12 protein-coding genes are annotated in these 9,926 nt (G+C 73.1%); 7 read left to right on the top strand and 5 right to left on the bottom strand.

Annotation, left to right across the window (positions count from 1 at the left end):
• Window positions 1–252: 252 nt before the first annotated feature.
• Entirely contained in the window at window positions 253–1,479 is a 1,227-nt protein-coding gene (locus IF30_RS0139225; RefSeq protein ID WP_051712212.1) for a TetR/AcrR family transcriptional regulator, read from the bottom strand.
• Between the two features lie 244 nt (window positions 1,480–1,723).
• Here IF30_RS0139225 and IF30_RS0139230 point away from each other — a divergent pair, with 244 nt between their 5' ends.
• Window positions 1,724–2,881, top strand: a complete 1,158-nt coding sequence (locus IF30_RS0139230; RefSeq protein ID WP_030247678.1) for an acyl-CoA dehydrogenase family protein — start codon at window positions 1,724–1,726, stop codon at window positions 2,879–2,881.
• Window positions 2,882–3,029: 148 nt separating this feature from the next.
• On the opposite strand, the gene IF30_RS0139235 is transcribed toward IF30_RS0139230, so the two are convergent.
• Complete coding sequence (locus tag IF30_RS0139235) at window positions 3,030–3,293, bottom strand: hypothetical protein (RefSeq protein ID WP_030247679.1); 264 nt, start codon at window positions 3,291–3,293, stop codon at window positions 3,030–3,032.
• A gap of 121 nt (window positions 3,294–3,414) precedes the next feature.
• Here IF30_RS0139235 and IF30_RS0139240 point away from each other — a divergent pair, with 121 nt between their 5' ends.
• Window positions 3,415–3,732, top strand: coding sequence for a cupin (locus tag IF30_RS0139240; RefSeq protein ID WP_030247681.1), 318 nt, complete (start codon window positions 3,415–3,417; stop codon window positions 3,730–3,732).
• A 90-nt stretch (window positions 3,733–3,822) separates the two neighbouring features.
• Here IF30_RS0139240 and IF30_RS0139245 read toward each other — a convergent pair whose 3' ends face one another.
• Window positions 3,823–4,407, bottom strand: a complete 585-nt coding sequence (locus IF30_RS0139245; RefSeq protein ID WP_030247683.1) for a TetR/AcrR family transcriptional regulator — start codon at window positions 4,405–4,407, stop codon at window positions 3,823–3,825.
• Between the two features lie 123 nt (window positions 4,408–4,530).
• Between IF30_RS0139245 and IF30_RS0139250 the strand changes: the two genes are divergently transcribed.
• The 5 genes from IF30_RS0139250 (at window position 4,531) to IF30_RS0139270 (ending at window position 8,897) form a co-directional block, all read left to right on the top strand.
• Window positions 4,531–6,117, top strand: coding sequence for an MFS transporter (locus IF30_RS0139250; protein ID WP_030247685.1), 1,587 nt, complete (start codon window positions 4,531–4,533; stop codon window positions 6,115–6,117).
• A gap of 216 nt (window positions 6,118–6,333) precedes the next feature.
• A complete protein-coding gene (locus IF30_RS0139255; RefSeq protein WP_030247687.1) occupies window positions 6,334–6,969 on the top strand; it encodes a class I SAM-dependent methyltransferase in 636 nt (211 codons plus the stop codon).
• Between the two features lie 141 nt (window positions 6,970–7,110).
• Window positions 7,111–7,680 (top strand): methyltransferase family protein, encoded by a 570-nt coding sequence (locus IF30_RS0139260; protein WP_030247689.1) that lies wholly within the window; start codon window positions 7,111–7,113, stop codon window positions 7,678–7,680.
• Window positions 7,681–7,915: 235 nt separating this feature from the next.
• Window positions 7,916–8,197, top strand: coding sequence for a Sec-independent protein translocase subunit TatA (tatA, locus tag IF30_RS0139265; RefSeq protein ID WP_030247691.1), 282 nt, complete (start codon window positions 7,916–7,918; stop codon window positions 8,195–8,197).
• Window positions 8,198–8,372: 175 nt separating this feature from the next.
• Window positions 8,373–8,897, top strand: a complete 525-nt coding sequence (locus IF30_RS0139270) for a potassium channel family protein (RefSeq protein ID WP_063752996.1) — start codon at window positions 8,373–8,375, stop codon at window positions 8,895–8,897.
• Between the two features lie 190 nt (window positions 8,898–9,087).
• On the opposite strand, the gene IF30_RS0139275 is transcribed toward IF30_RS0139270, so the two are convergent.
• Window positions 9,088–9,462: a VOC family protein gene (locus tag IF30_RS0139275; RefSeq protein ID WP_030247694.1), complete on the bottom strand. Its 375-nt coding sequence runs from the start codon at window positions 9,460–9,462 to the stop codon at window positions 9,088–9,090.
• Between the two features lie 93 nt (window positions 9,463–9,555).
• Window positions 9,556–9,926, bottom strand: a 371-nt coding sequence (locus IF30_RS0139280) for a hypothetical protein (protein ID WP_030247696.1), incomplete at its 5' end; no start/stop codon positions are given.

Here is a 9,926-nt window from a genome sequence, read left to right on the forward strand (position 1 = left end):
GGTCACCGCGAAGCTTCTCCACCTCACCAAGATCCACAAACCGCAGCATGCACCGCCACAGCCACCAAGATCAAACCAACCTAACGAAGTACTACTAGGCCTCCGCCCACCAGGCCTCGACCGGGCCGGGTGCCCGCTCCGTGCCCGCTCCGTGCGCACGGAGCGGGCACCCGGCCCGCCCCGTGCGCGGGAGTGCACGCCTCAAGGCACCGCGCGTCAGGGCAGAACCCCGGGGCGGAACACCTCAGACCGTCACGCCTCGGGCCCCCCACCAGGACAGCCCCACCGCAGCCCCAGAACGGCCCCGCCTAGCTGCAGCAGGCAGGCTCCCAGGTCCGGCCGGGCGTTGTGCGGACGGTTCCGCACCCCGTCGTTGACCAGGGCGAACATCGCGTGCACCCGGATCCGGGCGGCAGCCGCGTCGCACTCCGGACGCACCTGCCGCAGCAGGCCGACCCAGGTGCGCAGGAAGTCCCGGCGGAAGTCCACCGCGGCCCGGCGGTCGGGCGGGGCCAGCCGCTCCGTCTCGCTGAGCATCGCGCCGAGGTAGTCGCCGTTCCGCAGGGCGAAGCCGACGTAGGCGCCCAGCCCGGCCTCCAGCGCGGCCCCCGGGCCGTCCGCGGCCGCGATCGCGCCGTCCACCTCGTGCCAGAGGCGCTCCCGGCTGCGCACCAGCGAGGCGGCGAGCAACTGGGCCTTGCTGTCGAAGTGCCGGTACACGCTCGGCCCGGATATCCCCACGGCGGCGCCGAGTTGGTCGGTGCTGACGTTGTCGAAACCGCGCTGGTGGAACAACCGGACGGCCGCCGCGAGCAGTTCCTCCCGGCGCACCTGAGGCCTCGGCTCCGGCGCCCGTCCGGGTACGGCCGCGGGGTCGGATACCGCCACGGGCATGGGCACGGGCACGGCCGTGGGACCGGCGCCCTGACCGTCCAACCGGACGGCGAGGACGGCGGCGACCAACTCCCGCAGCAGCGCCTCGGCCCGGCGGGGCTGCGGCGCGGCCGACTGGTAGGACAGCCCGGTGCAGGCCGAGAGCGCCGACCAGCAGAGCAACTCGGCGTCCCCGGAGGACAGTTCCGGACGCTCGGCAGCCAGCAGGGCGACCATCAGGGCGACGTCCCCGCGCAGTTCGCGGCGCAACGCGGCCCGCCGGTCCGGCGGCAGCAGCCGGGCATCCCGCTGCACAAGGGTGCCGAGCGGACGGTGGCCGACCGCGACGGCGGCCAACGCGGCGCCGACCTCCTCGACGGTGCGGGCCGCGCGCAGGCCGTCGGCAAGCGCGTCCAGGCCCAACCGGAGTGTGCGGTCGAGCAGTTCGGGCTTGCCGCGGAAGTGCCGGTAGAGCGCGGGCGCGGTGATGCCGACCCCGGCGGCGACCTCGGTCATGGAGACCTGGTGGTAACCGCTGCGGTGGAAGCGGTCGGCCGCCACCGCGAGGATCTGGGCACGCCGTCCGGGCGGCCGTCGGACCACCATGGCGCGCCTCCCTCCCGGACTTCACGACCCGCGGACTTTCCACCCCGCGGCCTTCCCGAGCGTCGACCGAAGGAATGTCGACCGAAGGCTAGCAAGGATTCACTTGGCACCCCCGCCGACCTGCTCCACCGGCTCCACCGACTCTGGACAGCCGAAGCTACCGGGGATTAACTTGTGGAGCCACCACCTGGCCCGTTCCGCCCCGCCGGCAGCTCCGGCCGGCACCGTCGAAGGGAGCGCCGTAGTGCGCCGCACCGTGTTCAACGAGGACCACGAGGCCTTCCGGGAGACCATCCGGGACTTCATCGCCAACGAGGTCGTCCCGGTCTACGAGAGCTGGGAGGCCGACGGCCACCCGCCGCGCGACTTCTACCGGCAGCTCGGCGCCCTCGGCGTCTACGGCATCGAGGTGCCGGAGGAGTACGGCGGCGCGGGTGAGAGCGGCTTCAAGTACCAGGCGGTGATCGCCGAGGAGACCGCCCGGGCGGGTGTCAGCTTCGGCTCCTCCGGCGTGCACACCGGACTGGTGCTGCCGTACCTGCTGGAGTACGCGAACGAGGAGCAGAAGCGGCGCTGGCTGCCCGGCTTCGTCTCCGGCGACATCATGACCGCGATCGCGATGACCGAGCCGGGCGCCGGCTCCGACCTGGCGGGCATCACCACCACGGCGCGGCTCTCCGAGGACGGCACCCACTACGTCCTGAACGGCGCGAAGACCTTCATCACCGGCGGCGTCCTGGCCGACCTCGTCCTGGTGGTCTGCCGCACCGCCCCGTACGACGCGGAGAACCGCCGGGCCGGCCTGTCCATCCTCTGCGTGGACACCACCTCCGAGGGCTACACCGTCGGCCGCAAGCTGCAGAAGATCGGGCTTCGCACCTCGGACACCGCCGAACTGGCGTTCAACGACGTCCGGGTACCGGTGGAGAACCTGCTCGGCGAGGAGGGCCGGGCCTTCTCCTACCTGACCCACAACCTGGTGCAGGAGCGCCTGGCGATCGCCGTCGGCGCGTATGCGTCGGCCGCGGCGGCGGTGCGGTTCGCGGTGCAGTACGTCAAGGACCGCAAGGTGTTCGGCAAGGCGGTCGCCGAGTTCCAGAACACCAAGTTCACCCTGGCCGACTGCGAGGCCCAGGTGGTGGCGCAGCAGTCGATGGTGGACCGCGCGCTGGAGCTGTACCAGAACGGCGAACTGACCGTCGCGGACGCGGCCGCGGCGAAGCTGTTCTGCACCGAGTCGGCCTCCACCGTGATCGACAAGTGCCTCCAGCTGCACGGCGGTTACGGCTACATCCTGGAGTACCCGATCGCCCGGCTCTACACCGACAACCGGGTGTTCCGGATCTACGGCGGCACCAGCGAGGTCATGCGCAGCATCATCGCCAAGTCCCTCGGGCTGTAGGCCCGTTCGAGTCCGACGGCGCGACGGGCCGCACCCCCATGGCGGCCCGCCGCGCCGTCCACCTGCCGACGCGCCGCTCAAGCGGGCGGGGACGCCCGGCCGAACGGGGCCGCCCGGCCGAACGGGGCCGCTCAGCCGGGCGAGCCGATCAGTTGGGCGAGCCGTGCTCGGCGCGCCAGGCCTCCCAGCCGGCGGTGGACGCCACCCGCGCCTCGCGCAGTGCCCGCTGGGCGAGCGCGGTCGGCGTGGCCTCCAGGCTGCGCAGCCAGCCGCGGCCGGCCGTGATCAGTGCCGCGCACACCATCGTCGCCCCGGCCGCGCTGAGCGCGGTGCCGATCGCGGTCAGCACCGCGCCCCCGGTCAGCAGCGAGCGGTTGACCCGGAATCCGTTGAAGATCTGGTTGGTCGCCATGCCTCCACGATGCGGGCAGTCGACGGAGCCTGCACCTCGGGCCGGCCGGGGCCGACCGGCTCCGGGTGCGGGACGCCCGGACGTCCGCGACCCTGGGCACACGGACCGAGGAGGCGGCGCGATGCCCGATCTCGAACAGCTCGCGGTGGAGCACGCCGCCCTGGCGGCCGAGAGCCCGCACGGGCGCAGCGCCCACCTGGTGCTGCACGACGGCGCCCTGCGGCAGACCGTGATCGCGCTGACCGCCGGAACAGCGCTGGACGAGCACAACCCGCCCACGGCCGGGAGCGTCCAGGTGCTGCGCGGCCGGGTGTCGCTGACCATCGCCGGACGGCGGCTGGAGCTGTCGGCCGGACGGCTGGAGCCCGTCCCGCAGGAGCGGCACGGGCTGCTGGCGCACGTCGACTCCGTGGTGCTGCTGACCGCCGTCACGGCCTGACCACCCGACCTGACCACCCGACCGGGCCACCCGATCGGGCCGACCGACCTGTCCACCCCACCGGGCCGACCGATCGACCGGGACGGCGGCTCAGCCGGGGTTGAGCACGCTGTCGCTGACCAGCCGCAGCCCGCGCAGGAAGTCCTGCCCGCTGGGCGCGAGGTCGGGCGCGGCCAGCCACTGGGCGCAGTAGCCGGCCAGCAGGGTCTGGTAGAAGGCGCCGCGGGCGGCCTCCTCCTCGGTGTCCGGCACCTCGGGCACCCCTTGGAACACCGCGGCGAGGCCGAGCCGCCCTTCCCGCTGCGCCTCCGCGAAGGCCTGCGCCAGCTCGGGGGCGTGCGCGGCCTGGGCGAGCGCCTCGAACTGGGCCGCCCAGAGGCCGCGGTGCTCGACGAAGACGTCCCGCAGGCCGTTCCAGACGGCCGCGAAGCGCACCTCCGGATCGTCCGACTCCTGGCCGGCGGCGAGCACCACCGCGCCCAGCGCCTCCCCCATCTCGCCGATCGCCTCGATCATCGCCGCGTTGAGCAGCGCGTCCTTCGAGCCGAAGTGGTAGCCGATCGCGGCCAGGCTGACACCGGAGGCGGTGGCGATGTCGCGGGCGGTGGTGCGCCCGTAGCCCTTCTCGTACAGGCAGCGCTTGGCGCCCGCCATCAGGTCTTCGCGGTTTCCCATGCCTCCGATCCTACGGAAGGACTGCACAGATGTCTTGCACGTTCGTGTGACACGATCGTCTCGCACGGTCGATTTACACATACGTACTAGACAGGCGTCTGACACGCCCGTACCGTCTTCCTCATGACCGCAACCACCGGCCGCGCAGGCCGTCGCGAATGGATCGGCCTGGCCGTTCTCCTGCTCCCGACCCTCGTCCTCACCATGGACATGGGCGTGCTGTTCTTCGCCGTCCCGTACATCTCCACCACGCTGGCGCCCAGCGGCACCCAGCAGCTCTGGATCATGGACATGTACTCGTTCCTGCTGGCGGGACTGCTCATCACGATGGGCTCCCTGGGCGATCGGATCGGCCGCCGTCGGCTGCTGATGATCGGCGCCACGGGCTTCATCGGTGCCTCGCTGCTGGCTGCCTGGTCGCACGACGCGAACCAGCTGATCGCGGCCCGGGCCCTGCTCGGCATCGCCGGGGCCACCGTGATGCCCTCGACCCTCGCGCTGATCCGCAACATGTTCCACGACCCCAAGCAGCGGCAGATCGCCCTCGGCGCCTGGGGCGGCGTCCTCACCGCCGGGGCCACCCTCGGCCCGGTCGCCGGCGGCCTGCTGCTGGACCACTTCTGGTGGGGTTCCGCCTTCCTCATCGCCGTCCCGGTGATGGCCCTGGTGCTGCTGACCGCGCCCGTCCTGCTCCCCGAGTACCGCTCCGCCGCCCGCACCGGCCGGTTCGACCTGCTCGGCGCCGTGCTCTCGCTGGGCGCGATCCTGCCGCTCGTCTACGGCGTCAAGACCCTCGCCGTGGAGGGCTGGAGCCCGCTGCCCGCGCTCGCCCTGCCCGCCGGGCTGCTGCTCGCCGCCGCCTTCGTCCACCGCCAGCGCACGGCCGCCACCCCGTTGCTCGACCTGAGCCTGTTCCGGATCCGCACCTTCAGCGGCGCGATCAGCGTCAACACGATCGCGATGTTCGCGATGATGGGCTTCTCCCTCTTCACCTCCCAGTACCTGCAGCTGGTCAAGGGGATGAGCCCGCTGACCGCCTCGCTCTGGTCGCTGGTGCCGAGCGTGGGCGTCGGCTCGGCGGTCGGGATCAGCTCGGCCCTGGCCGGCAAGGTCCGCCCGGCGGCGCTGATGGGCGGCGGGTTCCTGGTCGGCGCGGCGGGCTTCGCGATGATGACGCAGGTCGGCGCGCATTCCCCGCTGGCACTCGTCCTCACTGCGGCGGGCGTGCTGGCGGCGGGGACGGTCGGCACCATGACGATGACCGCCGAGATGGTCGTCTCCGCCGCCCCGGTCGAGCAGGCCGGCGCCGCTGCCGCCACCTCCGAGACCGCGGTCGAGCTCGGCAGCTCCCTGGGCATCGCCCTGCTCGGCGCGGCCGGTGCCGCGGTCTACCGGCACCGGCTGGACGGCGCCCTCCCGGCGGGTGTCCAGGGCGAGGCCGCCCGGACCGCCCAGGACACCCTCGGCGGTGCCGTCTCCGTCGCCGCCCACCTCCCGGGCCGGCTCGGCGCCGACCTGCTGGAGACCGCCCGCACCGCCTTCACCGACGGCCTGCACGTCGCCGCCGGAGTCGGCGTCGCCTTCGCCCTCGGCGCCGCACTCCTGGCCTACCGCCTGATGCGCCACCTTCCGGCCGCCACCCCGGCCCCGACCCCCGCCGCCGAGGCCGAGTCCGCGGCCGAAGCCGAGGCCGAGGCCGTCACCGCCTGACCGGCCCGATCCATCCCGGCCCGATCCGTCCCCGGCCCGATCCACGCGAGTCATCGAGAGCCCCCGCCCACCCCAGGGCAGGGGCTCTCCGCCGTGGGCGGGACCAGACGGAGCAACCGGAGAGACGGGGAAAGCGGCCGGGAAAGGCGGGAAAGGCGGAAGAGCGGGCCCGGGAAAGCGGAGCACCCGGACGGACCGGCGTGCCAGGGTGGCGGCATGGGAGCTGATCGGACACGCGTACGCGGGACTTACGACACGGTGGCGGACGAGTACCTGGGGCGGATCGGGGGTGAGCTGGCCCACAAGGCTGTGGACCGGGCACTGCTGGGGGTGGTCCTGGAGGAGGCAGCCGGCGGGGTGGTGGCGGACCTGGGGTGCGGGCCCGGGCACGTGGCGGGGTGGCTGGCCGGGCGCGGCGCCGAGGCGGTCGGGGTCGACCTCTCGCCGCGGATGGTCGAACTGGCCGAGCGCGAGCAGCCGAAGGCCACGTTCCGCACCGGCGACCTGCTGTCGCTGCCCGCCGCCGACGGCGAGTTCGCCGCCGCCGTGGCGCTGTACTCGGTGATCCACCTGGAGCCGGACGAGCTGGCGCCCGCGTTCGCCGAGATGCGGCGGGTGCTGCGCCCCGGCGGGGTGCTGCTGGTCTCCTTCCACCTCGGTGCCGGGGTGCGGCGGATGGAGGAGTGGTGGGGCCACCCGGTGGACGTGGACTTCCACTTCCTGGAGACCGACACCGTCGCCGACCGCCTCGCCGGGGCCGGCTTCACCGTCGAGGCGCGGCTGGAGCGCGAGGGCCTGCCCGAGGAGGCCCCCACCCGGCGCGGCTACCTGCTGGCGCGGCGCACGGAGTGACCTTCCACCGGGGGGTTACCTTCCACCGGGGGTGACCTTCCACCCGGGGGTGGAGGGTGGCTCTTCCACCCCCGGGCCCAGGTGCGGGCGACCTGCCGGGAGGACCGTGGAGGTGTCCCTCCGACCGCAGGGAGCCGCCGCATGTCCCTTCCCGCCCTCCTCTCCCTCCTCGGCGTCCTGTGCTGGGTCGCGTACGAGCTGCTGCTGCGTCGGCGTGAGGACGCCTCCGCCCGCACCTGGCACGCGGACCGCCGGGACCGGGGCTCGACCCGGCTGCTGCTCGTCTGCTATCCGGCGTCGGCATTGGTCGTGGCACTGTCCGACCGCGGGTCGATCGGCCGACTTCCCGTCCCGGCAAGCTGGTTCGGCGTCGCACTGGTGGCCGCCGGGCTGGCCCTGCGGGCCTGGGGCATGCGCACCCTGGGCGCGTACTACACCCGGACCCTGCGCACCGTGGACGCCCAATCCGTCGTCCGCAGCGGCCCGTACCGGCTGATCCGCCACCCCGGGTACGCCAGCAGCCTGCTGGTGTGGATCGGCTACGCGGTCGGCACCGGCAGCTGGGCGGCCGCCCTGGCGGTCGCGGCGCTGCTGCTGGCCGCGTACGGCCGACGGATCGCCGCCGAGGAACGGCTGCTGCTGGACTCCTTCGGGAGCGCCTACGCGGACTACCGCCGGGCGTCGAAGCGGCTGGTGCCGTTCATCTACTGACGGCTTGGGGACTGACGGCCGGGGTGCTGACGGCCCGAGGGGCGGGGTGTGAACTTCGGCACCGCGGACCCGGCCCGCCGACCGGCTCCTTGCTCGCGATCCGCTCGAACGGCACCCGGTTTTTGGCCAGCGTTTCCCGGCTGGTGTATCCGTTCGAGGTGAGGGCCAGGCATACTGGCCAACACGGGCGTCAGGCCCGCCATGACACTAGACAAGAAGGGACCGGTGGCCAGGGATGCTGCGGAACGGTCTTGAGCCCTGGCACATTCTCGTGGTGCTGGCGGTCGTAGTCCTGCTGTTCGGATCGAAGAAGCTGCCGGAGATGGCGCGCGGCCTGGGCAAGTCCATGCGCATCCTGAAGGCCGAGACGAAGGCCATGCGCGAGGACGACACCCCGGCGGACGCCGGCACCGCGCAGAGCACCGCCGCCCCCCAGCAGGGCGCCGATCGCCCGGCCGTCACGCCGACCAACGTGACCAAGGCCACCGAGACGAAGCGGCCCGAGTCGACCGCCTGAGTCTCCTCGTCCCTCCGGAAAGCCCCTGGTGAACCACCAGGGGCTTTCTGCTGCTCCGGGGCCGGTGCCGATGCCGGTGGGCCGGCGCTGTCGGCGCTGGCGAGGATGCGGCGGGCTCGCCTGAACGGAGCACGCGAACGGGCCTCCGGGCCGGGAGCGGGGCAGTCTGGGCGGGATGTCCGAGAATCCGCCGCCGCCTCCGGCCGACCTGCGGGCCTGGCGGTGGCTGCTGGGCGCGTTCGCCCTGCTGATGGCCGGGTACTTCACGCTGCCGTTCGACTGGCTGGGCGACGATCGACCGCTGCTGAGCTGGCTGGTGTTCGCGGGTGCGCTGGTCGGGCTGACCTGGCTGATGCTGGCCAAGATCGCCGGTGTGCTCCAGGGAACGGCCAAGCGGCCGGTGGCCTGGCTGCTCTTCCTGATCTGCCTGGCGGTGACCATCTTCTCGGCCACGTACTACGTGCTGGGCGCGCACAAGCCGGAGTTCACCGGGCTGGAGACCCGGCTGGACGCGCTGTACTTCACCGTCGTGACGCTGGCGACGGTGGGGTACGGCGACATCACGCCCTCGGGGCAGGCGGCGCGGCTCGTGGTGGTGCTGCAGATCGGGTACAACTTCGTGTTCCTCGCGGCGGCGGCCGGGACGGCGTCCCGGACGATCCGGGGGAACGTCGAACAGCGGATCCGAAGGAAGGGCTGAACCGGGCACCTGCGGTCCGTGATGTCCGGCCCCGGATCACCGGCCCGGATCACCGGCCCGGATCCCCGCCCCTGATCCCCGCCCCCGGCGCGGCGGGGCTGGGCAGACGCGCCGAGGCCCCAGAGCAAGGATCCTCCAGAGCCGGGATGCCCCACAGAACTGTCCACAGGCTGTGGACAAACCCGTGGATTCAGGAGCGGCTGGTGTCGATCACGCAGAACCGATTGCCCTCGGTGTCGGCGAGGACCACGAAGTCCGGATCCTCCGGGTACAGATCCCACTCCACCCGCGCCGCGCCGAGGGCGACCAGGCGCTCGACCTCCGCGGCCTGGTCGGCGGCGTCCCCGGCGTAGAGGTCGAGGTGGACACGCGGGTGCTCCTGGACGGGCGACTCGCTGACACCGAGGGCGAGTTGCACGCCGCTCGCGCCCGCGGCGGGTACGAGGACCGTCCAGTCCTCCTCGACCAGGCCGCCGCGCGGGACGTAGCCGAGGGCCGCCGTCCAGAAGGCGACCGCGCGGGACATGTCGGAGACTCCGAGGACGAGGGATCCGATCGTCAGCATGGCGCCATTCTGACGGATCCGAAGGACCTCGGTCCCGGCGGAGCCGCCGGTTCCGAAGGATCCGCCGGGCCGGGCCGTCGGCCTGGCGGCGCGTCAGTCGTCCTGGAGGTCCGCGGCCGTGTGCAGGGTGGCGAACAGGGCCGAGAGGCGGGCGTTCCAGTTGGTGAAGGTGGGGGCGTCGATGGCGTGCTTCTTGCCCATGTCCCGGATCACCTTCTGGGCGTTCCTGAGCTCCTGCGCGGCGCCGTCCGGATCGCCCTCGTTGAGGCGGGCGGAGGTGGCGTCGAGGATCTTCAGCAGCTCCGCCTGCTTGTCCCGTTCCTTGCCGACCTGGGCCTGCGCCACCGCCTGCCGGAAGGACTGCAGCTGCAGTGCCGCCGGCTGGTTGCGCGGGACGGCCTGGGTCGGCGCCGGGGGTGCCGCCGTGGCGGGGGCGGGGGCGGCGGTCGTTGCCGGGGCGGGCG

It is taken from the genome of Streptomyces sp. NRRL S-350, assembly GCF_000719705.1.
GTDB lineage: Bacteria > Actinomycetota > Actinomycetes > Streptomycetales > Streptomycetaceae > Kitasatospora.